16 protein-coding genes and 2 pseudogenes are annotated in these 26,617 nt (G+C 70.5%); 4 read left to right on the top strand and 14 right to left on the bottom strand.

Annotation, left to right across the window (positions count from 1 at the left end; all coding sequences use genetic code 11):
- Window positions 1–59 precede the first annotated feature (59 nt).
- Complete coding sequence (locus tag EPA99_RS12765; protein WP_129471612.1) at window positions 60–872, top strand: outer membrane beta-barrel protein; 813 nt, start codon at window positions 60–62, stop codon at window positions 870–872.
- A gap of 63 nt (window positions 873–935) precedes the next feature.
- On the opposite strand, the gene EPA99_RS12760 is transcribed toward EPA99_RS12765, so the two are convergent.
- The 7 genes and pseudogenes from EPA99_RS12760 to EPA99_RS12735 form a co-directional block, all read right to left on the bottom strand.
- Window positions 936–1,403, bottom strand: a complete 468-nt coding sequence (locus EPA99_RS12760) for a chemotaxis protein CheW (RefSeq protein ID WP_129471708.1) — start codon at window positions 1,401–1,403, stop codon at window positions 936–938.
- Window positions 1,404–1,417: 14 nt separating this feature from the next.
- Entirely contained in the window at window positions 1,418–2,854 is a 1,437-nt protein-coding gene (locus EPA99_RS12755) for a chemotaxis protein CheB (RefSeq protein WP_129471611.1), read from the bottom strand.
- A gap of 7 nt (window positions 2,855–2,861) precedes the next feature.
- Window positions 2,862–4,751: pseudogene (locus EPA99_RS19165) on the bottom strand (response regulator); the annotation flags it as partial.
- A 180-nt stretch (window positions 4,752–4,931) separates the two neighbouring features.
- Window positions 4,932–10,073 (bottom strand): annotated as a pseudogene (locus EPA99_RS12750) (Hpt domain-containing protein); the annotation flags it as partial.
- A gap of 82 nt (window positions 10,074–10,155) precedes the next feature.
- Entirely contained in the window at window positions 10,156–12,189 is a 2,034-nt protein-coding gene (locus EPA99_RS12745; RefSeq protein ID WP_129471609.1) for a methyl-accepting chemotaxis protein, read from the bottom strand.
- A 72-nt stretch (window positions 12,190–12,261) separates the two neighbouring features.
- The gene (locus tag EPA99_RS12740) at window positions 12,262–12,792 is read right to left on the bottom strand and encodes a chemotaxis protein CheW (protein ID WP_164978651.1); all 531 of its coding nucleotides are present in this window, start codon (window positions 12,790–12,792) and stop codon (window positions 12,262–12,264) included.
- Between the two features lie 81 nt (window positions 12,793–12,873).
- Window positions 12,874–13,275, bottom strand: a complete 402-nt coding sequence (locus tag EPA99_RS12735; protein ID WP_129471607.1) for a response regulator — start codon at window positions 13,273–13,275, stop codon at window positions 12,874–12,876.
- 186 nt (window positions 13,276–13,461) lie between these two features.
- Between EPA99_RS12735 and gshB the strand changes: the two genes are divergently transcribed.
- Both gshB and EPA99_RS12725 read left to right on the top strand, forming a co-directional pair.
- On the top strand, window positions 13,462–14,430 hold the full coding sequence (gene gshB / locus EPA99_RS12730; RefSeq protein ID WP_129471606.1) for a glutathione synthase: 969 nt from the start codon (window positions 13,462–13,464) through the stop codon (window positions 14,428–14,430).
- Entirely contained in the window at window positions 14,427–15,308 is an 882-nt protein-coding gene (locus EPA99_RS12725) for an energy transducer TonB (protein ID WP_129471605.1), read from the top strand. The genes gshB and EPA99_RS12725 overlap by 4 nt, the downstream gene beginning before the upstream one ends.
- Window positions 15,309–15,337: 29 nt before the next feature.
- Here EPA99_RS12725 and EPA99_RS12720 read toward each other — a convergent pair whose 3' ends face one another.
- The 5 genes from EPA99_RS12720 to mrcB form a co-directional block, all read right to left on the bottom strand.
- On the bottom strand, window positions 15,338–15,721 hold the full coding sequence (locus EPA99_RS12720; RefSeq protein WP_129471707.1) for a VOC family protein: 384 nt from the start codon (window positions 15,719–15,721) through the stop codon (window positions 15,338–15,340).
- 9 nt (window positions 15,722–15,730) lie between these two features.
- Window positions 15,731–16,441 carry a tRNA (adenosine(37)-N6)-threonylcarbamoyltransferase complex dimerization subunit type 1 TsaB gene (gene tsaB / locus EPA99_RS12715; protein ID WP_129471604.1) on the bottom strand — a complete coding sequence of 237 codons (711 nt, stop codon included), beginning with the start codon at window positions 16,439–16,441 and terminating at the stop codon, window positions 15,731–15,733.
- A complete protein-coding gene (gene yoaA, locus EPA99_RS12710) occupies window positions 16,422–18,443 on the bottom strand; it encodes a DNA repair helicase YoaA (RefSeq protein WP_129471603.1) in 2,022 nt (673 codons plus the stop codon). Before yoaA ends, tsaB begins: the two co-directional genes overlap by 20 nt.
- A 527-nt stretch (window positions 18,444–18,970) precedes the next feature.
- Window positions 18,971–19,498 (bottom strand): hypothetical protein, encoded by a 528-nt coding sequence (locus tag EPA99_RS12705; RefSeq protein ID WP_129471602.1) that lies wholly within the window; start codon window positions 19,496–19,498, stop codon window positions 18,971–18,973.
- Entirely contained in the window at window positions 19,498–21,912 is a 2,415-nt protein-coding gene (gene mrcB, locus EPA99_RS12700) for a penicillin-binding protein 1B (protein ID WP_129471601.1), read from the bottom strand. The genes EPA99_RS12705 and mrcB overlap by 1 nt, the downstream gene beginning before the upstream one ends.
- Before the next feature lie 101 nt (window positions 21,913–22,013).
- On the opposite strand from mrcB, the gene EPA99_RS12695 reads away from it, so the two are divergent.
- Window positions 22,014–24,128 (top strand): glycosyltransferase, encoded by a 2,115-nt coding sequence (locus EPA99_RS12695; RefSeq protein WP_241688381.1) that lies wholly within the window; start codon window positions 22,014–22,016, stop codon window positions 24,126–24,128.
- A 21-nt stretch (window positions 24,129–24,149) separates the two neighbouring features.
- On the opposite strand, the gene EPA99_RS12690 is transcribed toward EPA99_RS12695, so the two are convergent.
- Both EPA99_RS12690 and EPA99_RS12685 read right to left on the bottom strand, forming a co-directional pair.
- Window positions 24,150–24,977, bottom strand: coding sequence for an SDR family oxidoreductase (locus EPA99_RS12690; protein ID WP_129471600.1), 828 nt, complete (start codon window positions 24,975–24,977; stop codon window positions 24,150–24,152).
- Window positions 24,978–25,040: 63 nt separating this feature from the next.
- Window positions 25,041–26,615 (bottom strand): tetratricopeptide repeat protein, encoded by a 1,575-nt coding sequence (locus tag EPA99_RS12685; protein WP_129471599.1) that lies wholly within the window; start codon window positions 26,613–26,615, stop codon window positions 25,041–25,043.
- Window positions 26,616–26,617 lie beyond the last annotated feature (2 nt).

The following is a 26,617-nucleotide window of genomic DNA, read 5'->3' as shown; positions in this document are numbered from 1 at the left end:
GGACACGTCCCATCCGTCGCACAGCGGCCGGTCCATGATCTTTCATCAGGGGGAACACCATGAAGTCCGTCATCCGCGCGCTTCCGCTCTGCCTGGCCGTCGTGGCCGTGCAGGCGCACGCTCAGTCCGTCTCACCGTCCTGGAACGCCTACCGCAAGCAGCAGGCGCAGAGCGCCGCACAGCCTGTGCCGCAGCAGCAGGCGCAGTCGCAGTCGCAGTCGCAGAGCGAGCAAGCGTCCACGCCCGTGGCTGCCCCACCGGCCACCCGGCTTGTTACCTCCCAGCCCGCATCCGCGCAGCCGGCACTGGAACCCACGCCTCGTGCGCGAGGCGATGCGCCGCGCAGCGCGTTCTTCGTCGGCGTGCAGAAAGGTCATGGCTGGATCTACGACGACAAAAAGCAGGAGCTCACTGCCGCCAGTGCCGGCTTCCGTTGGCAGGCCGGCCCGGTGACGCAGGTCGGCATCGAGGCCGCCTACGGAAAGCTGAAAAAGGAGGAGACATCCACGACTGAGTGGGATCCGTTCTGGCAGCAAAACTTCACGTACACCGAGGTCTATCCCCAGGCGCGTTACTTCACGCTTGGTGCGAGCGCGCGCTTCAACTTCGGCAGCAACAGCCCGATCTTCGGCATCGCGCGCCTGGGTTACTTCAGATCGAAAATCGACAGCTTCGGCGACAATGACCAGAGGGTTGTGGTCGGTGCCTACGCCGGCCTGGGGCTGGGCGTGGACATCACGCGACACTTCAACGTCCAGCTGATCTATAACAGCTACGTCTACTCCGACGACGACTACTACGATTACTACGGCGACGATTACACGATCAATCGCGCCGACACCGCCACGCTTGGGCTCGAAGTGCGCTTCTGACCGCGCATGAAAAAGGCGTGCGGTGATCCGCACGCCTCTGCTTCTACATCGGGGCGCGTCTGCTCACGCGCCCAGCGAGAGCGCCTCGTCGATCAGGGTTTCCAGGCGCTCCAGGTCCGGCAGCAGCGCCGACTCCTCGCCCAGCAGCACGCGCATGTGCACGCCCAGGGGCAGCGACTCCTCGGTGGCGTCGGCCAGCAGGCCATCGCGCGGCACGGTCACCAGCCGCGGGAAGGACGGCGTCAGCAGCGCGAAGTACGGCAGCTGCGGATTGCCACCCAGGGCCTTGAGCACCAGCAGCTTGACGTTGCCGCCCACCGGGTCGGCGCCGATGCCGGCCAGGCGCGCGAAGGACAGCACCGGCACCGACAGGCCCTGCCAGGCGATCTGACCAACCAGCCACTCCGGCGCATCGGCGAGCGGGGTGATCGGCACGCGCGACATCATCTCGGCCACCGTGGTGTTGGGCAGCAGCAGCCGCTCGCCGGCGGTCTGCACCAGCACGCCACGCAGTTCGTCGTTGGAAAGCATCATGGCGTCACCCTTCAGCTGTAGAGATGGCCGAACAGCTCGGCGGCGAGATCTTCGGGCGTGGCCACGTTGCCGCCCAGGGACAGCAGCTCGCGCGAGGCGGCCGGGTCGTAGCAGCCTTGCGGCGACTGTCCGCCGACGAAGGCGCCACGACGGGCCAGCAACAGCGCCGGCTCCACGTGCGCGACTTCGGCGCCGCTCAGCAGCAGCACCGCGCTGTCGGCCGCCGGCAGGGCCGACAGCAGCGCGCCGATCTCAGGCGCGCCCTCGGTGAAGGTCAGTGCGCCGTCGGCGCCGACCTGGACGCCCACCTCGTCGGGCAATACGTAGACATGCCCGGCGGCCGCGCGCTGGCCGGCGACGGTCAGCAGCACCGGCATTTCGGAGATGCGTGCGATCTGGCGGACCAGATTGTCGTAGCGCCCGCCATCCAGGCGCAGGCGGATCAGTACCGGGCGCGGGGTGCCCGAGGGCAGGCCGCTCAGCACCCGCCGCACTGCGTCGGGACCGCCGATGCCGGCCAGCAGTACCACGGCGCCCTTGGCCACCGGGCCGGCATGCGTGCCGTCCAGCGCCTCGAGTTCCAGGGTCAGCCCACTGCTGCGCGGGACCGGCGGCGGTGCGGACTCGGCGGTCGTTGCGGGCGCGGAAGCGGCCGCGTCCGCCGCCGGATCCAGCGGCGGCAGCGGCGGCGGGCCGACGCGTGGCGGCAGCGGGCTGGGCGCGGGCGCGTCCGCTTCCGGCAGGGGGGCATCGAACCGATCCACCAACGCCAGTTCGGGCCGCTCGATCGGCTTCCAGTTGTCCAGGTCGATGGTGAAGGCTTCGGCCGGCTGCTCCTGGGCCTGCTCGTCCTCCAACTGCAGTCCGATCGGCGGTGCCTCGGCGGGCGCGGCCGAGGCAGGCGCAGGATCCGGCTCGGCCGCGGCGGGCGCATCCTCGACCAGGCTCAGCCTGGAGAAGTCCGGGCGCTCCGCACCGGCGGTGGGCGCGGCGGCATCGGTGATTTGCGTGGTGGCGAGATCGCTCTCCGGCGGCAGGTCCGCATGCGGCGCTGCCGGCGTGGTCGACAGGCCGGGCCAGCGCTGCGGATCGTCCGCCTCGCGCCCAGGCGGCAGCACGTCGGCGTGGCCGAACAGCTTGGCCGACAGGTGCCGCGCCCAGCGCTGGGCATCCCAGCCTTCGCGCTGCAGGGCCAGCTCGGCGTCGTCGAAGATCACGTTGAGGGCCGGATCGTGCAGCACGTCATCCAGGCGGAACACGCTGTCCTCCACCGCCGGCTCCAGGGCCACCAGTACCGCCTCGGGCTGGGCCGCGCGCAGGGTATGGGCATCCAGGGCATTGGGATCGGCCACCAGCACGGTCTGCGCACCGGAGGCGCGCAGGGCCTGGCTCAGCTGGTCGCGTGCCCGCCCTTCCCGGGCCAGCAGCGCCACGCGCGGTCGGGTCATGGCGGGCTCACTCGCGGACACGGGCCATCCCCAACAGGTCGTACACGTTTCGCATCAGATCCAGCTCTTGGTAGGGCTTGCCCATGTAGCGCTGCACGCCGATCTCGAACGCGCGCTGGCGATGCTTGTCGCCACTGCGCGAGGTGATCATCACGATTGGCACGCCGGCGAAACGGGCATCGGCCTTCATGGCCGTGGCCAGCTCGTAGCCATCCATGCGCGGCATTTCGATATCCAGCAGCATCAGGTCCGGGACGCGGTCTTCCAGTCGCTCCAGCGCCTCCACGCCGTCGCGCGCGGTGACCACCTCGAAGTTGTGGCGCTCCAGCACGCGGCCGGTGACCTTGCGCATGGTCAGCGAGTCGTCCACCACCATCACCAGCGGGACGTGGCGCTGCTCGGCCACCGCCGCCTGCGGCGTGGCGCCCGCGGGGCGCGCGATGAAGCGACGCACCAGCGGGGCCGCGTCCAGGATCACCACCACGCTGCCATCGCCGGTGATGGTGGCGCCGTAGATGCCCGGGATCGAGGACACCTGCGGGCCCACCGGCTTGACCACGATTTCGCGGTTGCCCAGCACCGCATCCACCGCCACTGCCGCGCGCAGGTCGCCCGAGCGCACCAGCAGCAGCGGGATCTGCTCCTGCCCTTCGGCCAGCGAGGGGTTGTGGGCCACCAGCGTGCCCAGGTCGTACAGGCTGTATTCCTCGCCTGCGTAGACGTAGCTGGCGCCGTCCTTGGTGAAACGGTCGCGGGTGATGCGGCCGATGCCGCTGACCGCCGCCACCGGCACCGCAAAACGGGTCTCGCCGACCTGCACGAACACCGCGCGGGTCACCGCCAAAGTCTGCGGCAGGCGCAGGGTGAAGGTGGTGCCCTTGCCGGAGGTCGAATCGATATCCAGCGTGCCACCCAGCGCGCGCACCTCGTTGTGCACCACGTCCATGCCCACGCCACGGCCGGCCAACTGGCTGACCGTTTCGGAGGTGGAGAAGCCGGGCTCCAGGATCATGCGCTCCAGGTCCACGCGCGAGATCTCCGAGCCGGCCGCCAGCAGGCCGCGCTGCTCGGCCCGGGCGCGGATGGCGTCCAGGTTCAGGCCGGCGCCGTCGTCGCTGACGCGCAACACCATTTCCGAGCCTTCGCGGTCCAGCGCGATGGTGACCAGGCCTTCCTCGGCCTTGCCCGCCTCGCGACGCGCCTGCGGCGCTTCCAGGCCGTGAGCCAGGGCGTTGCGCAGCAGGTGTTCCAGCGGCGCGGTCATGCGCTCGAGCACGTTGCGGTCCAGTTCGCCATGCGTGCCCTGCAGCTGCAGGCGCACCTGCTTGCCGGTGTCGTTGGCGGCCTGGCGCAAGGTCCGGCGCAGGCGCGGCACGATGCCTTCGAACGGCACCATGCGGGCCTGCATCAGGCCGTCCTGCAGTTCCGAGCTGACGCGCGACTGCTGTTGCAGCAGGCTGTCGTACTGGCGGGCCAGATCGTCCAGCACGCCCTGCAGGCCGCTGAGGTCGGCGGCCGATTCGCCCAGCGCGCGGCTGAGCTGCTGCAGGGTGGAGAAGCGGTCCAGCTCCAGCGGATCGAAGGTGGGATCGCGCTGATCCTGCTCGCGCTGGTAGCGCGCCACGATCTGCGCCTCGGTCTCCAGGTCCAGGCGTCGCAGCTGGTCGTGCAGACGCACGTTGGTGCGGTCCAGTTCGGCCATGGCGCCACGGAAGGCCCCGAGCTGCTGCTCCAGGCGCGCCCGGTAGATCGCCACTTCGCCGGCGTTGTTGACCAGGCGGTCGAGCAGGTCCGCGCGCACGCGCACCTGCTCGCTGCCGCTCTGCAGCTGCACTTCCTCGTCCTGGAAGGCCGAGGCATCCACCGGCGCGGACAGCGGCGCAAGCTCCGGCCTGGCGGCCGCGACCGGCGCGACCGGTGCTTCGGCCTGCCGCGCCGGTGCTTCAGCCTGAGGCGTCGGCAACGCGGCGTCCTCCGCGGCGGCCTCCTGCACCGAGGTGGGCGGCGCCTGCTCGGTCGGCGCCGGTGCGGGCACCGACGCGGGCGCTTGGGCCGGCTGGGATGCGGGTGCATCGATTGGCGCCGGACTGCGGCCTTCGGCCATCGCGTCGAACGCAGCGATCAAGGCCTGCGGGTGACCGACCGCCCGGTACCCAGCCGCGCCGGTGAGCAGGCGGTGCAGTCCGTCGAAGCCCTGCTCCAGCAGTTGCACGCCGCCGCGGTCCAGCTGCAGGCGGTTGGCCGCGACCTTCTCCAGCAGCGATTCGATGGCATGGCCCAGATCGCCGATGGCGTTGATGCCGGCCATGCGCGCACCGCCCTTGAGCGTGTGCAGGTCGCGCTGCAGCGCGGCCACCAGCGCGTGGTCGTCCGGGGCCTGGCGCAGCTGCGCCAGCACGCCGTCGGAGTGATCCAGCAGGTCGCGGCCTTCCTCGACGAAGATGTCGACCAGGTCGCGGTCCAGCTCGTCCAGCGGCAGCGGCTCGCCGATCAGCGCATCGATGCTCTCGGCCGCGGCCGTGGCCTCCACGCCTGCCTGGACCGGTGCGTCGGTCGCCTGCGGCGCATCGACGGCGGCGCTGCCGTCGTCTCCACCCAGCAGCGCCTCGACCGTGGCTGCTTCCTCCTGCGCATCCTGCGCGGAGACGACGAAGGCCTCCTCCGGCTGCGTCGGCGCGATGTCCGGGGCGTGCGCATCGTCGGTCGCCACGGTCAGCGCATCGGCGTCGGGGTCCGGCAGCAGCGCGATGGATTCGATCACATCCGCCGGCGGCTCGGTCCAGGTGAAGTCCTCGGCAGGAGACGGCTCCTGCGCCTGAAGCGCCGGTTCCGGGTCCTGCGCGCTCGCGTCGGACCAGGCCTCGGCAGGCGCATTCTCCGGATCCGGCGCAGCGTCGGACTCGACCGGCGCCTGCTCGGCCAGGACCGCGTCCAGCTCTTCGCCCTGGACGGCCGATTCGGCCTCTTCCAGGCTGATGCCGGCGGCGGGGTCCTGGGGGGTGTCGTAATCGAGCGCGCCGAGCGAGGCCGGCGCGTCGTCGGCCAGGACCGTGCCATCGGCGAAATCGAACTCGACCGGGTCGGCGACCGGCTGGCTTACCTCGAACACGGCCGGTCCCAGCTCGGACTCCAGCGATGGCGTGGCTTCTTCCTCGGACGAGGTTTCGGCGATGGCGATGGCGGGGGCCTGTGGCTCGGTCACGGCCTCGACGGCAGCGTCCTGGGCGATGGTCCAGCGATCGGCTGGCAGTTCATTGGCAGGCTCTTCCTCGGCCGACACACCCTCGACAAGGATGTCCTCGGCAGGCGCATCCTCGGCCGGCACTTCCTCGACAAGGATGTCCTCGGCTGGCGCGTCTGCGGCAGCGGCGGGCGCCGGTTCCAGCGCCTCGGGCAGGGCATCGGCAGGTACCAGCGCCACGGCGCCCGTGATCGGGGTCATCTCCGCCGCCGGGCGACCGCTGTAGGTCGCGTCCAGCTCGAAGCCGCGGAAATGGCGATCGGCGTCCGCTTCGACCGCCTCGGCCGGCGGAATCGCCGCGGATTCATCCTGCTCGGCGGCATCCAGCGCCGCCTCGTCGTGCAGTGTGGTGTCCTGGGACCCCTCATCGTCCTGCGCGAACGCGGGCGCGTCCTCTTCCAGGCTGAGGGCCTCGTCCAGTACTGGAACCTGCTCGATCGGCTCCACGTCCTGGACCGCAGCGCGTTCCTGATCCTCGTCGAACGCGGGCGTTGCCAGCGGCGCGCCTGCGTCATCGGCGCCCGTGGCCTGGTCCTGCGGCGCCTGGTTGCCCGGCAGATGCGCCGGATCCAGGTAGGCCGACAGGTCCATGTCCTGCAGCGTGCCATCGAGCACCGGCGGGGCGATCTCGTCCTGCGCCGCTTCCTGCGACGACTCGGCCGGCAGGTCCGGCACCGTCAGCACGGTCGGCTTGGCCTGCGGCAGGGTGTCGCGCAGCGCCACCAGGCGCGCATTGAGGGCTTCAAAGCGCGGGATGCGCGGCGCGTCGGCGTGCAGGGCGGCGATGGCCTGGCGGATCGCAGTGGCGGCCTCGTCGATGGCCTGCACCGCCTCGGCCGTGACCGGCGCATTGGTCGGCAGGGCGCGCTTGAGGAACTGTTCGGCTGGTCCGGTGACCTCGGTGATGCCAGGCACGTCGGCCATGGCGAAGGCGCCGTTCATGGTGTGGAAGGCGCGCAGCAGCGGCTCGTTCACGCGCGCGTTGCCGGCGCCGGTGGCGGCCATGGCCAGCCACGCATCCACGGTCTTCAGGTGCGCCTGCACCTCCGCTTCCAGGATCTCGCGCAGCACGCTGTCCACCGAGGCGGGAATGCCGTCCAGGTCGGTAGGTGGCAGCGGCGGCGGCACCTGCGCTTCAGCGACCGCCTCGGCCTGATCCAGCGACGCACGTGGGGTGTACCAGGCTTCCTCGCCTTCGGCCAGGCGATCGGCCACCGCTTCCAGGCCATGCAGATCGGCGGTGACCGCGCCGGTGCCGCGCAGTGCGGCTTCCAGCTGCGGCAGCACCAGGGTCGAGCGCTCCAGCAGGTCCAGGACCGCCGGCGAAGGCGGACGCGTGCCGTCGAGCACGCGGTTGAGCATGTTCTCGACCTTCCAGGCGAACTCGCCCAGCACGCGGGCGCCGACCAGCCGGCCGCTGCCCTTCAGCGTGTGGAAGGTGCGGCGGATCGGACGCATGCGCTCCAGGTCGTACAGGTCCTCGCGCCAGTGCGGGACCAGGGCGGCGATGCTGCCGACCTCTTCGGCCAGCTCCTCCAGGAACACATCGCGGATCTCATCGTCGATGTCGCCCGCGGAGGTGTCAAAGCCGGCTTCGATGGCCGGGCCATCGCCCACCGGTGAGGGGGGCTGGGATGAAGCCGTCGCCTGCGGCGCATCTTCCACCTGCGCGTCCAGCGCGACCGGCGGCAGTGGCTCGGCCGTGGGCGAGTGCTCCGTAGTGGGCGCTTCGTGCGCCAGGGCTTCTTGAAAATCCAGGGGCGGCGGGTCGCCAGCGCCATCGGCCTGGAGGGTGTCCTCGGGCTCCCACGCCAGTGGCGCGGGGCTGGGTGCGTCCTCCTCGATCTCCAGCGTCCACTCGGACGTGTCCACGGCGATGTCCAGCGGCTCATCGCTGGCAGATGCGTCCACCTCCACGCCGTGGGCGCCATCGTCCAGCTCCAGCGGCGCCAGCTCCAGGCGCTCGCCGGGTGCGTCCTCTTCCAGCGTCCAGGGCGCGATGCGAGCCGACTCGGCCTCGGGTCGCGCGACCTGGTCATCGGCCAGGTGCGCGCTTTCGTCCAGCTCCAGCGGCGCCAGGGTCAGACGTTCGCCGCTTTCGGGCGCGGCCTCGAAACGCTCGATCTGCAGCGCCGGGTCCGCCGGCGCGGCGATCGCATCCTCGGCCGGCCATTCGAATACCGGCGGTTCGCCAGCCGCGTTCTCGCGGGTGCCGGGTTCGGCTGCCGCGGCCGGGTCGGCCTGCGGCAAGGCGGGGACAGCCGGCTCCACGTTCTGGACGGGCGCATCGGCAACGGCCCCTGCGGACGAATAGCGCAGGTTCTCCAGGCTGGCGCGCGCCACGTCCAGGATTTCCTCGCGGTTCGGTCGCCGGTCGCGCAGCGCTTCCAGGTAGTACTCCAGGCTGGCCATGGCATCGGCCAGCGTGTCCAGCTGCTGCCCGCCGGGCACGCGCCGGTTGCCGACCAGCTCGACCTCCACGTAACGGCGCACGCCGTCGACGTGGGCGGCCGCTGGCGCCAGGTCCAGGATGCGCAGGCTGCCGGACACCTCGCCCAGCAGGCGCGGCACGTCGGACAGCTGCTCGTGGTTCCAGTTGGTCTCGATGAAGGCCACGAACGCTTCGCGCGCGGCGGCGAAATTGCGGATCGCCTCCTGCGCGACGATCTCGATCGTGCGCATGGCTTCGCTGGAGTGCGCCTCGTCCGAGGCGTCGCCCGGGGCTGCACCCAGGCCGGCGACCTGGTCATCCAGCGAGGCATCCACGTAGAGCAGCGCGCCGGCGATGTCCAGCAGCACGCCCTCATCGTTGGAACGACGCCCGGCGATCAGGTCCGACAGCGCATCGCGCTGCTCGACCACCACGCCGCGGGCCGCGTCCAGCCCCATCATGCCCAGCGTCTCGCCCACGCTGGTCAGGTGCTGGACCTGGGATTCCAGCGCGGCGACATCGCCGCCGGTGCGCAGGTGCAGATCCAGCGCATCCTTGATGCGCAGCAGTTCTTCCTTGACCGCGCCGCCGACGGTGTCGAGCAGGGCGCGGTTGCGCCCGGTCAGGCTGCTGCGGGCGTGTTCGATCTCGGCCGGCGTCGGCTCGGCCGCTTCCAGGCCGAAGGTGCTGCGCAAATCGTCCAGTGCGGGGTGCTGGGCGTCGCTATTGGCCACCTGGTAAAGCAGTTCGCGCGTGGGCTCCTGGCCGGGCGTGGAACTGAGCAACTTGTCTTCCTGCGCCTGGCGCAGCGAGCGCACCACGCTGGCAAAGCCCTGGCGGACCGCCGGGCTGGCCTGCAGCGCCCCGTCGCGCAGCGCTTCGGCCACGCTGCTGGCCACCCACAGCATGCGTCGGGACGACTCGTCCTTCATCAGTGCGAGCATGTCGCGCGTGGCGTCGGCCAGTTCGGCCGCGTTGTCCGGCGCGGCCGCTTCCGGCCAGGCCTGCAGGGCGCGCGCCAGGCGCTCCTGCGCCGCTTCCAGGCGGCTGGCGCGGCTGCTGACCGGCAGCGGTTCGGCCGTTCCGGCGGTCGGCGGCAGCGGACGGTCCAGGTCCGGCGCGAACAGCACGCCTTCGCTGAGGCCGGCCTCGCCCCGCGCGGCGCGGATCTCGTTGAGCAGCGGCAGCAGCACGATCGGGATGTCGCGGTGCCCGCTCTGCAGGCGCTCCAGGTAATCCGGCAGCAACACCGTGCCGCGCATCAGCACCGCGCAGGCCTCGTCGATGTCCTGGGCGCGCCCTTCCTGCAGGGCCAGCGCCAGCGCTTCCAGTTCCTCGGCCACCAGCGCCGGGGCGTGCAGCTCGACCATGCGCAGCGTGCCCTGCACCTGGTGCAGGTGCGCGCCGCATTGCTGCATGTGCTGCAGATGGGTGGGCTGCTCGGCGAACAGTTCGATCTCTTCCCGCGCCTGGCGCAGGGTGGCATCCAGCTCAGGCTTTACCCAGCCCAGCACGGCATGGCTCATGGCATCACGCAACGCACTCATCGCAGCCTCCTGGTACGGACTGCCGCATCCGGCGGCATCCATCGGCGCTCGTTCGATCCACAGTTCATCCGCATGGACCGTCTCAACCCGGCAACTTGAAGTCGGCCACCGAACGGCGCAGATCCGAGGCCAGCTGGGTCAGGTGACCGATGGACTCGGCCGTCTGCCCCGCGCCCTGCGAGGTCTGCGACGCGATGCGGCGGATCACCTCCATGGTGCGGGTGATGTCGGCAGCGGCGTCGGACTGCTGCTGGGCAGCGCCGGAAATGTTCTTGATCAGCTCGTTGAGATCGCTGGACACGCGTTCGATCTCGCCCAGCGCGGTGCCGGCGTCCTCGGCCAGGCGCGCCCCGGAGACCACCTCGGCGGTGGTCTGCTCCATGGAGTTGACCGCCTCGTTGGTGTCGGCCTGGATGGCCTGGACCAGCGATTCGATGCGACGGGTGGCGCTGGAGGTGCGCTCGGCCAGGCGCTGCACTTCGTCGGCGACCACGGCGAAACCGCGGCCGGCCTCACCGGCCGAGGACGCCTGCACGGCGGCGTTGAGCGCCAGAATATTCGTCTGCTCGGAAATGTCGTTGATCAGCTCCACCACCGAGCCGATCTCCTGGGAGGACTCGCCCAGGCGCTTGATGCGCTTGGAGGTCTCCTGGATCTGGTCGCGGATCTGGTCCATGCCGCGGATGGTCTCGCGCACCACGCCCGCGCCCTCGGCCGCGATCTGCACCGAACGCTGGGCCACGCCGGCCGATTCGGCCGAGTTGCGCGAGACCTGTTCGATCGAGCCGGCGATGTCGCTGATGCGCTCGGACGCCGAGCCGATCTCGCTGGCCTGGTGATTGGCCGCCTCGGACAGCTGCAGCGCAGTGGCCTGGGTCTCCTGGGTGGAGGCCGCCACCTGCACCGAGGTGTCGTTGATGGTGGTCACCAGGTTGCGCAGCTCGTCCACGGCGTAGTTGATCGCGTCGGCGATCGCGCCGGTCATGTCCTCGGTCACCGTGGCCTTGACCGTCAGGTCGCCTTCGCCCAGCGAACTGATTTCATCCAGCAACCGCATGATCGCCTGCTGGTTGCGGCTGTTGTATTCCACCTGGGTCTGGTAGCGGATCTCCTGCTCGCGCTTGCGCGACACGTACAAGCTGCGCAGCAGGCCGATGATGGAGATCAGCAGCAGCGCGCCGGAACCGACGGAGATCCAGAAGTTGGGGAACAGGCGCGTATCGCGCGCCGAACCGAACGCCGAGAAGGCTTCGAACAGGCGCTTGCTCTGCTCCAGCATGCCGTTGGAGCCCTGCGCCAGCGCGGTGGAGGCCACCTGCGCGCCGAACAGGTTGCGCGCACTGCCCAGCATGGCGTCCAGGTCGCGCTTCATCGCCGTCCAGGTCGCGTTGGACTGCTCCAGCGCGGCCAGGGCCGCGCCGTTGCGCACCGGCACGATGCCCAATTCCTCGTTGCCCTCGCGCAGCGCGCCCATCACCTGGGCGAACAGCATCGAATCGCGGGCCAGGGCATCGCCGGCCATGCTCGCCCCGCTGCCGCCGGCGCGCACCTCGGTCACGCTGCGGGCCATGCGCCCGGCGACCACGACCTGCTGCAGGGCGTTGTAGATCTGCGAGGCCGGCGCGCCGCTGGAGGACATGGCGCGCACCACTTCATTGAGCTGGGCCTGCAGCTGCGGCACCTGCCCGGAAAAGCGGTTGGCGTTGCCCGACAGCGCCAGCACCGCCGGCTCGGCGGCGATCAGCTGGTCGGCATTCTTGGACAGCGGCGCCCAGGTCTGGGCCAGGGCCTGCAGCGGGCCGGTCACCGCGCGCTCCTGGCCGAACCGGGACTGCAGGTCGGCGATGGTCGCGTCGATGCGCTTCTCGGTGTCCTTGAAGGCGGCGTAGGCGTCGGCGCTGCCGGCCACCGCGTCGCGGCCCTGGTTGGCCAGCTGCTGGGACAGCACCTGCAGGTCGGCCGCACCGGTGCTGGCCCCGGACAGGCGGCTGCCCTCGTAGGTGGCCACGCCGGTGTTGGCGCCGAACAGGATCACCGACAGTCCCAGCAGGATCAGCCAGAAGGCGCTTCCGCGGCCGGAGGGCCGGGCATTCGGAGAACTCGCAGCAGTACTCATCCTTACAACCCCTGAAGTCAAAACCCGAAAAACCGCCCAACCCCGGGGCGGATAAAACGACGCCGGTCGCCCTTAGTGGGCGGCCTGGCGGAATTCCGGCGTGCGCGCCAGCAGCGACAGCGCGAACACGCCCCAGGCCTCGTCCTCGGCCTTGAAGGCGCGCCCCACGAAGTGGCTGTAGCGCCCCTCGGCCAGGCTGCCGGCCTCCACTTCCTGCGCGGTGCCGAAGCTGCGCTGGCCGTAGAGCTCATCGATGGTCAGGGCCACGTCGCCGCCGGCCTGACGCATCACCAGCACGCGCTGGCCTTCGTGCAGCACCGTGCGCTCGCCCTCGAGGAACTGCTTGAGGTCGATGACGGGAAACAGATTTCCGCGCAGGTTGCCGATGCCCAGCATCCACGGCTGCGCGCCCGGCACCGGGGTGATCGGCGGCATCGGCACGATTTCCACCACCTCGTCGAAGGCAGACACCAGCCGGCGCTTGCCGACGCGGTAACCCACGCCCCGCCATTGGTCCGGGGCGGTCTCGGCGATGGGGAGCACGACCGCGTGCGCCAGGCTGCGGCGCTCGTATTCGGCCAGGATGTCGAACGGCGTACGGATCATGACGGGGCCCCTTGGCGCACGCGCTGCGGCGTGCGCACCCGATATTGCGTTGGTGTCTGCGCGAACACCCGCATCGCCTCAGTGGCCGACGTGGGTGCGGATGGCGTCCAGCAGTTCTTCGCGCGTGAACGGCTTGGTGAGGTACTGCTCGGAACCGACGATGCGACCGCGCGCCTTGTCGAACAGCCCGTCCTTGGACGAGAGCATGATCACCGGCGTGCGCTTGAAGACCTGGTTGTTCTTGATCAACGCGCAGGTCTGATAGCCGTCCAGGCGCGGCATCATGATGTCCACGAAGATGATCTGCGGCTGCTGGTCGGCGATCTTGGCCAGCGCCTCGAACCCGTCCGTCGCGGTCACGACCTCGCAGCCCTCGCGCTTGAGCAGGGTCTCGGCCGTGCGCCGGATGGTCTTTGAATCGTCGATCACCATCACCCGAAGACCGTTCAAATCCCCGGCCGGGCTTGCAATGTCCGTCATGTCACTTCATCCCCTAGCGCGCAGCGCTTCTTCCCGGCGCTGCTGCGAAGTTGCCTATATCCCATCGCCCGCCCGGACGTGTCAAGCCGCCAGCGCGGACGGGCGCCGCGGAAGGACCTTAATGCGAACTGGGTCGCAGTGCGCGCCTGCTACCATCGCCGCTCCCACCGCACAGACCCCCAGCGCATGTCGTACGACGTCGTCGTCGTGATGGACCCGATCGGCTCCATCAAGATCGCCAAGGACACCACCTTCGCCATGCTGCTGGAAGCGCAGCGACGCGGGCACCGCCTGCGCTACGTGACCCCCGGCGGCCTGTCCATCCGCGAGGGCCGCGCCATGGCCCAGGTCGCCGACCTGACGGTGCAGGACGTCAAGCCCGGCCACGGGGACAGCTGGTTCACCCTGGGCCAGCCGCAGGCGATGGATTTCGGCCCCGGCCAGGTGGTGCTGATGCGCAAGGACCCGCCGGTGGACGCCGAGTACATCTACGACACCCAGGTGCTGGCGCTGGCGCAGCAGGCCGGCGCCCTGGTCGTCAACGACCCGCAGGGCCTGCGCGACTACAACGAGAAGCTGGCCGCGCTGCTGTTCCCGCAGTGCTGCCCGCCGACCCTGGTCAGTCGCGATGCCAAGGCCCTGAAGGCCTTCGTGGCCGAGCACGGCCAGGCCGTGCTCAAGCCGCTGGACGGCATGGGCGGGCGCTCGATCTTCCGCTCGGCCACCGGCGACCCCAACCTCAACGTGATCCTGGAAACCCTGACCGACGGCGGCCGCAAGCTGACCCTGGCGCAGAAGTTCATCCCGGACATCACCGCCGGCGACAAGCGCGTGCTGCTGGTGGACGGCGAGCCGGTGGACTATTGCCTGGCACGCATTCCCCAGGGCGATGAGTTCCGCGGCAACCTGGCCGCGGGCGGGCGTGGCGAAGGCCGCCCGATCAGCGAGCGCGACCGCTGGATCGCCCAGCAGGTCGGCCCGCTGATGAAGGAGAAGGGCATGTTGTTCGTCGGCCTGGATGTGATCGGCGACTTCCTGACAGAGGTCAACGTCACCAGCCCGACCTGTGTGCGGGAGCTGGACGCGCAGTTCGGCCTGAACATCGCCGGGCTGCTGTTCGACGTCATCGACCGCAAGTTCGCCGCCCAGGCATGAGCCCGCCGGCGGCCTCGCTGCGCACGCCAGGCGCCGGGGAGCACCAGCGCCTGAGCATCGCGCTGGCGGTGTCGCTGGTGCTGCACGGCCTGCTGATCCTGGGCGTGGGCTTCACCCTCAAGGGCGCCGCGCCGATGGTGCCGACCCTGGATGTGATCCTCAGCCAGACGCGCACGCCGCTGACCCCGAAGCAAGCCGATTTCCTGGCCGCGGCCAACCAGCAGGGCGGCGGCGAGCAGGACCAGACCCGGCGTCCGCGCGAAGCGCAGGCCGGCTTCGTGCCCAAGGCCGACCCGGGCATGGCTCCGCTGCCGCTGCAGGCGCAGACGCCCGCGCAGGCCCCGCCCCCGCAGGAGCGGGTGGTGACCAGCCGCGACCAACTGGACGCGCTCGCCCAGGCCCAGCCCCGCCCGCTGCAGGAAGACCCGCTGCCCGAGCCCAGCGCGGAGAAGATCGAACACGACGCGGAGATGGCCCGCCTGGCCGCCGAGGTGCACCTGCGCTCGGAGCTGTACGCCAAGCGGCCCAAGCGCAAGTTCGTCTCCGCCAGCACCCGCGAATACGTCTACGCCAACTACCTGCACGCCTGGGTGGAACGCGCCGAGCGCGTGGGCAACCTCAACTACCCGGACGAGGCGCGCCGGCAGCGGCTGTCCGGGCAGGTAGTGATCAGCGTGGCCGTGCGCCGCGATGGCAGCGTCGAGCAGAGCCGCATCATCCGCTCCAGCGGCATCCCGCTGCTGGACTCGACCGCCCTGCGCATCGTGCGCCTGGCCGCACCTTTCCCGCCGCTGCCCCAGACCTCCGAGCAGGTGGACATCCTGCACGTCACCCGCACCTGGGTGTTCCTGCCCGGCGGTGAAGTGCGCGACGAATAGCGCGCCGCGTCGGCTCCCGCGCTGTGCGGTCAGCCTGCGTGCGCCACGTTGACGACCGCCTCGATCCGGTGGCCGTCCGGATCCACCAGAAAGGCCGCGTAGTAGTCCGGGCCATAGTCGGGCCGACAGCCGGGCGAGCCGTTGTCGGTGCCGCCCACGCGCAGCGCATCGGCGTGGAACGCATCCACGGCCGGCCGCGAGGGAGCGGCAAACGCCAGGTGGAAACCTGGGCCGGAAGGTGCCGGGTCCGGCTCGAGATTCAACAGCAGCCAGTCCTGCCCCTCGACCAGACCGTAGCCGATCGAGGCCTCACCGCTGAACACCCGGCGGTATCCCAATGCGCCCAGCGCCGCATCGTAGAAGGCGCCGGACACCGTCAGGTCGCGAACCCCCAGGGAGACGTGGTGCAGCAGCGTCACGCCCTAAGCGCCCTTGGCCGCGCGCGCGGCCTGTTGCTCGACCAGGGTCAGGGCCACGTTGTTGCGCAGGTAGGCCGGCTCGATGGTTTCCGGGGCCGGGCGCGCGCCCTGCGCGTAGGCGGCGGCCGCCAGGCGGGCCAGATCGCCCGCATGCGGAAGCGCGGCCGCGTCCAGGCGCGCGGGCGGCCAGTCCAGATGCCGGGCCAGGGCGCCATCCTGGGCCGCAAAGCCGGTGCCGACTCCGTGCCAGTCCGCAACCGCCAGCGCAGGCAGGGCCACCGCCTCCGGGGCGCACACGCGCTCGGCGTCCAGCGCGCTCCAGCCCTGGCCCGCGCGCTGGAAAGCGGCCGCGTAGACCTCGCCCATGCGCGCATCGATCGCCGCCAGCACCTGGGTGGCCTCGGTCGGGGCGCGACAGGCCAGCACCTCCAGCGTGGACACGCCGATCAGCGGCCGATCCAGCGCCAGGGCCACGCCCTGGGCCAGCGCGATGGCCAGGCGCACGCCGGTGAAGGCGCCAGGCCCGCGGCCGACGGCAATGGCATCCAGCTGCGCGCGCGCCAGGCCGGCCTCGGCCAGCAGCGCGTCGGCCCACGGCAGCGCGAGCTCGGCATGCCGACGCGGGGCGATGTCATGGCGCTCGCGCACCTGCCCATCCAGATACACGGCGACCGAGCAGGCCTCGGTGGAGGTTTCAAAAGCGAGCAGTTTCATAGGCATCCAGTAGCGGGTCGGGTGCGACGGCATCGGCCTGGGGTTCGACCCCGAAGAAGCGCTGCACGTCCTGCACCTGGCGGGTGCGGGCAAACGGCGGTAGCGAGTCCAGGAACAGCCGGCCGTAGGATTTGCCGGTCAGGCGCGGGTCGCACAACACCAGCACGCCGCGATCGGTCTCGCTGCGGATCAGCCGGCCCACGCCCTGCTTGAGCGCGATCACCGCCTGCGGCAGCTGTTCGTCGCGGAAAGGGTTGCCGCCGCTGCGGCGGATCGCCTCCAGGCGCGCCTCGAACACCGGGTCGTCCGGCGCGGCGAAGGGCAGCTTGTCGATGACCACCACGCTCAGCGCATCGCCGGCCACATCCACGCCCTCGCGGAACGAGGCCGAGCCCAGCAGCACGCCGTTGCCGGACTCGCGGAAGCGCTGCAGCAGCGTGGCGCGCGGCGCCTCGCCCTGCACGAACAGCGGCCAGGGCGCATCGCGCAGGGTCTCGGCGGCCTCGCGCAGGGCGCGGTGCGAGGCGAACAGCAGGAAGGCGCGGCCCTGTGAGGCCTGCAGCACCGGGTAGATCGCGGCGATCAGGGCGGTGCCGAAGCCCCGCGCGTTCGGGTCCGGCAGGCCGGTGGGCAGATAGCACAGCGCCTGCCGTGGCCAGTCGAAGGGGCTGGGCTGCAGCAGGATCTGCGGGTCGTCCAGGCCCAGGCGCTGGGCGATGTGGTCAAAGCCCTGGCCGACGGCCAGGGTGGCCGAAGTGAACACCCAGGCCGCCTGCGATTTCTGCCGGTGCTCGCGCAGCGGGCCGGATACATCCATCGGCGTGCGCTGGCAGCGGAAGCCGCGCGGGGTCAGCTCGTACCAGACCACGTCGGTGTCCGGCGGGGCCGGGGTCGGCTCGGCGTCGAAATCCGGCAGTGGTTGATCCTCGCCCAGCCAGCGCAGCAGGCGCGCGCTGAACTCGGTCAGGCGCGCGGCGCAGGCGTCCATGCCCACCGAAGCATCGGCCAGGCTCGCCAGCGGCTCGGCCAGGCCGGCCATTGCCGCGATGAGGGTCTCAAAGCCATGCCGCACCGGCGCCTGCGCCAGGGCGCGGTCCTGGGTGCCGCGCGCGGGCAGGCCCTCCATCGCCGCGCGCAGGTCGCGCAGGGCCTGCTCCAGCTCGCTGGCCGGGCCCTGCAGCGTCGCCTGGCCGCCGGCGATGTGGCGGGCCTCTTCCATCACATCGCGCGCAAGCTCCTGCAGCGGGCGCATGCCGAAACCCTCGCCGAAGAAGTTGGCGGCCAGCTCGGGCAACTGGTGGGCCTCGTCGATCACGAAGGCTTGCGCCCCGGGCAGGATCTCGCCGAAGCCTTCCTGCTTCAGGGCCAGGTCGGCCAGCAGCAGATGGTGGTTGACCACCACCACGTCGGCCGCCTGCGCCCGTTGCCGGGCCTGCACCACGAAGCATTCGGCCCAGAACGGGCACTCGTTGCCCAGGCAGTTATCCACGGTGGAGGTCACCCGCGGCAGCAGCGGCGAATCCTCCTGCAGGAAGGACAGCTCGGCCATGTCGCCGTACTGCGTGCGCCCGCCCCAGGCCACGATGCGCTGGAACTGGCCGGCCTGCTCGCGCGTGGTGAACTGCGGCTCGCCGCGGGCCTGCTCCAGGCGGTAGCGGCACAGGTAGTTGGCGCGCCCCTTGAGCAGGGCCGAGGAATGTCCCACGCCCAGGGCCTTGCGCACGCGCGGCAGGTCGCGGTGATACAGCTGGTCCTGCAGCGCGCGGGTGCCGGTGGAGATGATGGTCTTCAGGCCCGACAGCAGCGCCGGCACCAGATAGGCGAAGGTCTTGCCGGTGCCGGTGCCTGCCTCGGCCAGCAGCACTTCGCGCGACTCCAGGCAATCTGCGACCGCCTCGGCCAGGTGCTGCTGCGCCGCGCGCGGGACAAAGGCATCGAGCTGGTCGGCCAGCGCCCCACCCTCGCTCAGGGCTTGTCGGCTGGCGTAGGCGAGGCGGGACATGGGGGCATTGTAAGAGCGAGGAACGAGTTAAGAGGAACGAGGAACGAGTAAAAGCGGAGTTCACTGCTTTCCACTCGTTCCTTGTTCCTCATCCCCAACAGCGATTCAAACCCGCCATCGTGTCGCTTTGGATCTGAGGAGGCGTTGACCCGTCGGCCAGCGCCCAGCTCCCGCTAAGGGCTCGTCGGCTGGCATAGACGAAGTGGGATACGTGCCACTTTAAGAGCGAGGAAAGAGTTTGGAGGAACGAGGAACGAGTGAAAGTGGGGTTCACTGCTTTCCACTCGTTCCTTGTTCCTCATCCCCAACAGCGATTCAAACCCGCCATCGTGTCGCTTTGGATCTGAGGAGGCGTTGACCCGTCGGCCAGCGCCCAGCTCCCGCTAAGGGCTCGTCGGCTGGCATAGACGAAGTGGGATACGTGCCACTTTAAGAGCGAGGAAAGAGTTTGGAGGAACGAGGAAAGAGTGAAAGCGGGGTTCATCGCTTTCACTCGTTCCTCATCACTCGTTCCTCGTTCCTGCCCCTTAGTACCGATTCAACCCCGCCACCGTGCAGCTTTGGATCTGCGTCTGCGCCGAGGCGGCGTTGGCCTCGTCGCCACGGGCCAGGCGGGCCTGCCAGATGGTGGCCCAGTGGCGGCGGCACAGCGGGCCGGTCTTGGAGCCGAGCTGGATCGCCTTGTGCGCGAAGGCCTCGGCCTGGGCGTCATCGGCCAGCAGCAGCGCGACCTCGGCGCGTTCCTGCAGCACGGCCGGGTCTTCCGGCGTGATCTCCAGGGCCTGGTCCAGCACCTGCGCGGCGGCCTTGGCGTCGTTCTTGGCCAGCGCGTTCGCTGCCGTCTCGCGCAGGTCTTCGACCTGAGGGTCACGCAGCGGCTGCACGTTGAGCTCGCGCTCATCGCTGCCCTGCCCGGCCGCTTTCACCGCCTCCAGGCGCGCCTGCGGGCTGACCTGCGGCTTGGCCGGCGCAGGCGGCTGCGGCGGCGCGGTGACGCAGGCCGACAACGCCAGGGTGAACGCCAGCGCGGTCAGGGTCAGGCGGGTATGACGCATTACGGTGTCTCCTGTGCGGATCCGGCAGCACTCTGCTCGGTGTCGTCCTTCTTCGGCGGCAGGCCGAACCAGCTGCGCCAGCCACCACCACTGTCCTCTTGCGCCGGCGGTTCGGCGACGCAGGCGCTGTAGGCCGGGGCGTAGCCGGCCACGAACGGAAACTGCCGGGCGCCGGCGCAGGTGGCGTCGGTGGCGTTGTCGCCCACCACCCACTGCCAGTCCATGCCCTTGTCCGACACTTTCAACGGCGCGCTGGGAAGTCGCGTGAAGATGCCCGACCACACCCGCATCGCGCCGGTGGCGCCGTACAGGCCGGTCTGCTCGTTCTGGTCGTTGCCCATCCACACCACGGCCAGGTGATCGCCGGTGAAACCGGCGAACCAGCTGTCGCGACCATCGTTGCTGGTGCCGGTCTTGCCCGCCGGCGACAGCCGGCCCAGCCCGCTGCTGAGCAGCGAGCGTGCGGTGCCCTCGGTGACCACGCGCTGCATGGCCACGCTGACCAGATGCGCGGCCACCGAATCGCCCTCCTGCGCATCGGCCGGCGCGGTGTCGTAACGCTTGAGCACCTTACCCTGCGGATCGATCACGCCGCGCACGGCATGCAGCGGCTGGATCTCGCCGCCAGAGGCAAGGAACTGGTACAGCTGGGCCATCGCGTACGGGCTCTGGTCGGTCGAACCCAGGATCAGCGCCGGGTTGGGATCGGCCTGGATGCCGGCCAGCACCTTGATCAACTGGGCGATGCGCTTGGGATCGACCTGCATGCCCACGCGCACGGTGGCCTGGTTGTAGGAATGGGCCAGCGCATCGATCAGTCGCACGGTGCCGTGGCTGCGGTTGTCCGAGTTGCCCGGGCTCCAGCGCTTGCCACGGCCAAGCTGCACGGTCACCGGCGAATCGTCGACCCAGGTGGCCAGCGAATTCTTGTCAGGCTGGGCCAACGCCAACAGGTAGACGAAGGGCTTGAGCAACGAGCCGACCGGACGCGCCGCTTCCACCGCGCGGTTGAAGCCCTGCGCCGAGACGTTGCGGTCGCCGACCACCGCCAGCACGTCGCCGTTGTGCACGTCGGTCAGCACCAGCCCGGCCTGCAGCGGCGGGCGCCGCTTGTTCTCCAGCGCCTTGATCGTGCGCGTGACCGCGCCTTCGGCATAGGCCTGCGCCGAGGGCGACATGCCGGTCATCACGCTCAGGCCTGCGCCCTGCAGCGCGCTTTCCGGGTAGTCGCGCGCCAGCTGGCGGCGGACCAGGTCCACATAGGCCGGGAAGCGGTTAGCGGCCACCAGCCCGGGCTCGCGCGGCACCCCCAGCGGGGCGGCCAGGGCGCGCTTGAACTCGGCCGCATCGATCAGCCCGGCCTCGTGCATGCGCCGCAGCGCCAGGTTGCGTCGGTCCAGCGCGCGCTCGGGCCAGCGCCGCGGGTCGTAGTACGAAGGCCCCTTGACGATGCCGATCAGCAAGGCGATCTGCTCGGTGGTCAGGCTGTTGAGATCGCGCCCGAACCAGAACTCGGAGGCCGCGGCGATGCCGTGAATAGCCTGGTTGCCGCGCTGGCCCCAGAACACCTGGTTGAAATACGCCTCCAGGATGGTGCGCTTGTCGTAGCGCGCCTCCAGGATCAACGCGTAGAGGATCTCGTTGAACTTGCGGGCCGGGGTCTGTTCCTTGCCGATGCCCAGCAGCCCGCTGCGCGCCAGCTGCTGGGTCAGCGTGCTGGCGCCCTGCTTGACCTTGCCGCCGCTGCTGACGAACTCCCACAGGGCGCGCGCCATGCCGGCCGGATCGATGCCGATGTGGCTGCCGAAATCCTGGTCTTCCACCGACTGCAGGCCGGTCACCAGCAGCTCGGGCACGTCTTCCAGGCGCACCAGCCGGCGTTCTTCCTGCTTCTGGCCGTAGAGCGTGGCGATCCGCGCCGGGTCCAGGCGCGCCTGCTTGAGCGGCCGGTTACGGACCAGGTCGCGCACCGCCACCACACGCCCGCCGGACAGGCTGACCTGGATGCGCGAGGGCGCGATGACCCCACCTACGTCGGTGAAGCCACGGCTGGAGATGAGATAGCGACTGCCTTCGCGGTGATACGTGCCCGGCAGGGTGGCGTGCTCGTCCTCGCGGTAGGACGCCGCATCCAGCTCGGTCTTGAGCGTGGCCGCGTCCATCGCCACGTCCGGCGCCAGGTCCAGGGGACGGGCATAGACCCGGGTCGGCAGCTGCCAGCGCAACGCCCCGAAGCGCTCGCCCACCTCATGGTTGAGGTAGGCCACGTAGGGAATCATGAACCCCAGCCCCAAACCCACCAGGGCCAGCGCTGCCGTGATCAGTCGCGAACGCCAGCTGCGCGAGGCGCTTTGCGCGTCGTTGTCATCGTCGTCTTCGTCGAACGTGTCGTCGTCGTAGTCTTTTCGGGGCACGGGGAATGAGACAATGGATGGATAAACAAAAGGTTAGCGCACACCGGTCCGGCAAACCCGTCCCGGCGTCGCACCGATCAGCTGGAGTTGGGATTTAGCGCATGCAGATGTGGACGTGGATCGAGGAGTTCCGGGTGCGGTTGCGCGGCCTGCAATCTGCATGGCGGAGCGCCCGCACCAGCCTGCGCACCCGCGGCCTGGCCCCGACCCTGCGCCGGATCCACCTGCGCCTGCGCCAACGGCTCAGCCGCCGCCCGCCCCAGCGCCAGCTGTTCGCACTGGCGCCTGTGGCCTTCGCGCCGTTCGCCGTGCCCCGCTCGGCGCATCCGGTAGCCAGCGTGATCATCCCGGTCTACGGCCAGGTGGACATGACGGTGGACTGCCTGCGCGCGCTGGCCGCCCATCCTCCAAAGGCGCCGATCGAGATCATCGTGGTCGACGATGGCTCCAAGGATCAGACCGCGCAGTACATGCCGCGCATCGACGGCCTGCGCTACCACCTGCGCGCGCAGAACGGCGGGTTCATCGCGGCCTGCAACGATGGCGCATCCCTGGCCACCGGGCAGTTCCTGGTCTTCCTCAACAACGACACGATCCCGCAGCCGGGCTGGCTGGACGCCCTGCTCGACACGTTCACCGCCTTCCCCGATACCGGGCTGGTCGGCGCGCAGCTGATCTATCCGGACGGCCGCCTGCAGGAGGCCGGGGGCGTGGTGTTCTCCGATGCAAGCGCATGGAACTACGGCAAGTTCGCATCGCCGGAGGACCCGCGCTTCAGCTACATGCGCGAGGCGGACTACTGCTCGGGCGCGGCGATCGCCATTGGCCGGCAGCTGTTCGAGACGCTTGGCCGATTCGATACGCGCTATGCGCCGGCGTACTACGAGGACACCGACCTGGCCTTTGCCGTGCGCCAGGCCGGGCTCAAGGTCCGCTACCAGCCGGCCTCGCGCGTGGTCCATCGCGAAGGCGTCACCTCCGGCACCGACACCGGCGCGGGAGTGAAGGCCTACCAGGTCCGCAATGCGGGCATCTTCGCCGAGAAATGGCGCCAGGCGCTGAGCCATCAGCTCCCCAACAGCGTGGAGCCCTCGCCGCGGACGCTGCACCGCGACCGCAAGCAGGTGTTGATCGTCGACACGCAAACGCCCTGCCCGGATCGGGATTCCGGATCGCTAAGGCTGGTCAACCTGATGCGGGTGCTGCAGGAAGAAGGCGCGCACGTGTGCTTCGCACCACTGGACCTGGCCTATGTCGCAGGCTACACCGAGGCCTTGCAGGCCTCAGGTGTGGAGGTATGGCATGCGCCCTGGGTCGCAGGATTTTCCGACTTGCTCAAGCGGCAGGGCACGCGCTTTGACAGCATCGTGCTGTGCCGCCATGCCACTGCCAACGCGCTGCTGCCGCTGGCCAGGCGCCATGCCCCGCAGGCCAAGCTCGTCTTCGATACGGTGGACCTGCACTACCTGCGCGAACTGCGGGGCGCGCGGATGCGCCAGGACCCAGCCCTGGAACGCCAGGCGCTGGCCACGCGCAAGGTCGAACTTGCAGCCATGCACGCGGCCGACCTGACCCTGGTGGTAAGCCCGATGGAACAGGAGGAGCTCTCGCGCCAGGCGCCCGGCGTGCCGGTCCAGGTGCTGTCCAACCTGCACCGGATCACCCAGCAGCAGGTGCCGTTCTCCGATCGCCACGGCCTGCTGTTCGTCGGCGGTTTCCACCACCCGCCCAATGTCGATGCGATGGCCTGGTTCATCGACGCGGTCCTGCCGCTGGTTCACGCGCGCGAACCGGGCATCACCCTGGACGTGGTCGGCATGGATCCGCCCGAGGAGCTCAAGCGCGCCGGGCAACGGGCGGGGGTGCGCATCCACGGCCACGTCCCCGACCTGGAGCCGCTGCTGGGACGTGCGCGCGTGTCCATCGCCCCGCTGCGGTTCGGTGCGGGCGTCAAGGGCAAGGTCAACCAGGCCATGGCCCACGGCCTGCCGGTGGTGGCCACGACCACGGCTGTGGAAGGCATGCATCTGCAACACGAGACCGACGTGCTCATCGCCGACGATGCGCAGTCCTTCGCCGATGCGGTCCTGCGGCTGCACGCCGATCCCGATACCTGGCAGCGCCTTGCACATCACGGGCTGGACAACGTACGCCAGCATTTCTCGCTGGACGCCGCGCGCGCGGTGGTGCGCCAGGCCTTGCTGCAGCGCGGTTGAGTCAGGCGCGCCGGCGGCGCGTCACGCGAACACCGGCGCAAACCGGCGCGGCTGCACGCCGAGCCGCTCGATCAGCCGTGTGTTGTCGGCGATGAGATCGGCGTCCAGGCGCGACACCGGCCCGCGCAGGGCCGGCTTGAGCCGGGTCAGCGCCTGCATCACCAGCTGCGGCACGAACACCGGCAGCGTGGCCACCGGCAGGCTGGCACGCACGCGCTCGAACATCTGCTGGTACGGCAGGCGTTCGCCGCCACCGATCGGCACCACCAGGTTGTCGGCACGCCCGTCCAGGGCGGCGACCACGGCCTGGGCGATGTCATCGGCATGCACCGGCTGGCGCAGGCCCTGGGCCATGGGGATCGGAAACAGGCGGGTGCGCATCGCGCGCCGCGCGATCGGCGTCAGGCTCTTGTCCAGGCCGGCACCGTAAATCAGCGTCGGCCGCAGCAGGGTCCAGGCGATGCCCAGGCGCTCGCAGGCCTGGCGGATGTCGGCCTCGGCAGTCTGCAGCCGCGCCACCAGCGCGCGTTCGGCCGCATCCTGAGAATCGGCCTTGCTCTCCACGCTCATCGAACCGGTGGCGATCAGGCGCGCGAACGGCAGCTGCGACTGCGTGCGCAGCCAGCGGCCCAGCCCGTCCAATGGCCCGAAGCTCACCAGGGTGCGGCACTCTGACAGCGGCGCCAGCGGCAGACCTTCGGCCAGATCGGCCTGCAGCCAGCGCTCATTGGGCAATGCATCGGCCGCAGGCCGGCGACTGATCGCGGCCACCGCGATACCGCGCTGCGCCAGCCGTGGTCGCAGGAAAAAGCCGATCTGGCTGGTGGCTCCGGTCAGGACGAGCGACATGCGAAAGAGGCGCCAAGCGAGGACGGGCCATGATAGCGGCGTGCCCTGCGCGTCCGCCGCCCGCTACGGCGCCACCTGTGCGCTGCGTACGCGCGCGTCGAAGTCGGCCAGACCGGCGGCAGCCGGGTCCAGTCCGCGCGCCTCGCCGACCGCGCGCAGGGCGAAGGGCACATCGCCCGCGCCCAGGCGCTCGGTGCCCACCGCGATCCAGCGCGCGGCCAGGCGGCGGCGGCCATCGCGCACCCGCTGATCGCCGCGCGCCAAGGCCTGCCAGGCGTCCAGGCAGCCGCGGGCGCGGCCGATGCGATTGGCGCTGAGCTCGTTTTCGAAGCAGCGCTGCACTTCCGGGACCAGGCTTGCGGCCGCCTGACGCACGCGCGGGTCGTCCGGCGCGATCGCCTGCGCGGCGCGCAGGTGGTCGTAGGCGCTGTCGCCCGGGGGTTCGATCCACTGGCCCTTGCCGGCGGCCTGCTGCATCTGCGCCAGATGGTCGATCACGCGCTGCTGCTGGCCCAGCGGCGTGCCGCCGGTCCGACCCAAACGCGCCATCGAATCGCGCGACTGGCTCAGCGACGCCTCGACCTGGCGCACGGCCGCCGAGTCCGGGGCGATGGCCTTGGCCTGCGCCAGTTCCTGCTCGGCATCGGCGAACTGGAAGTCGCCGGCGGCGCGGCGCGCGCGCAGGGCATGGGCTTCTGCCACCCGTTGCAGCGCCGAGCGCGTGAGCGCCTCGTCCGGCCGGTAGCGCAGCACCTGCTGGTAGGTGGTGGCGGCATTGTTCAGATCCCCGGCGGTCAGCAAGGTGTCCGCGCGTGCACGCAAGGCATCCACCGCACGCTCCCACTCGGCCTGAGCCTGCGGCAGGTCGGCGTGGCCAGGGTCGAAGCGACGCACGCGCGCCAACGCCGTGGTCGCCAGGTCCAGGTCGCCGGCCTGCAGCTTGGCGCGCACCCGTGCCAGGACGCCCGCCAGCAGATCCTCGCGGGCCTCCAGCGCCTCGGTGTTGTCCGGCTGCAGCGACAGCACCCGCTGATACAGGGTCAGCGCGGCCTCCTCGTTGCCGCTGCGCCGGCCGGCCTCGCGGGTTTGCCGGGCCTTGGCCAGGATCGCCTCGATGCCCGTGCCGCGGGCTTCCTTCTGCCGCAGCTCCCGGTCCACCGCGTCGGACTCAGCCTTGGGCACCTGCAGCGCCACGGCCAGCTCCAGGCGCTGGCGCGCCAGCACCACGTCGTTGCCGGCCATGGCCTGGCGGGCCTGCTGCAGCGCCGCCAGGCCGGTACGCATCAGCCCGTCACGCGCCTCGCTGCGGTCGCTGTCCAGGGCCAGGGCCGCCTCGAACTTCTGTCGGGCGCCACTGCCGTCGGGGGCATCGAGCATGCCCTGGGCCAGCGCCGCATCGCCCTGCGCCAGCAGGGACTGCAGGCGCGTGCCGGGCCAGCCGTGTCCGAGCAGTGCCGCCCCGCCGGCCACGACCGCGATCACCGCCAGCAGTCCCAGGAAGACCGGCCAACCATTGCGGTTGCGCGGCGGCCGGGGTGGGCGCGGGGGCGCGGCCATCGGCGCACGCACCGGGTCGGGCTCGCCGCCGAGATGCGGCTCGATGCGTTGCATGGGGTCCGGCGGGCGGCGTGTGCTCACGG

Origin of the sequence: Pseudoxanthomonas composti (genome assembly GCF_004122095.1) — a bacterium.
GTDB lineage: Bacteria > Pseudomonadota > Gammaproteobacteria > Xanthomonadales > Xanthomonadaceae > Pseudoxanthomonas_A > Pseudoxanthomonas_A composti.
Note: the sequence above shows the minus strand (reverse complement) of the source record. Positions and strands in the feature narration are given on the sequence as shown.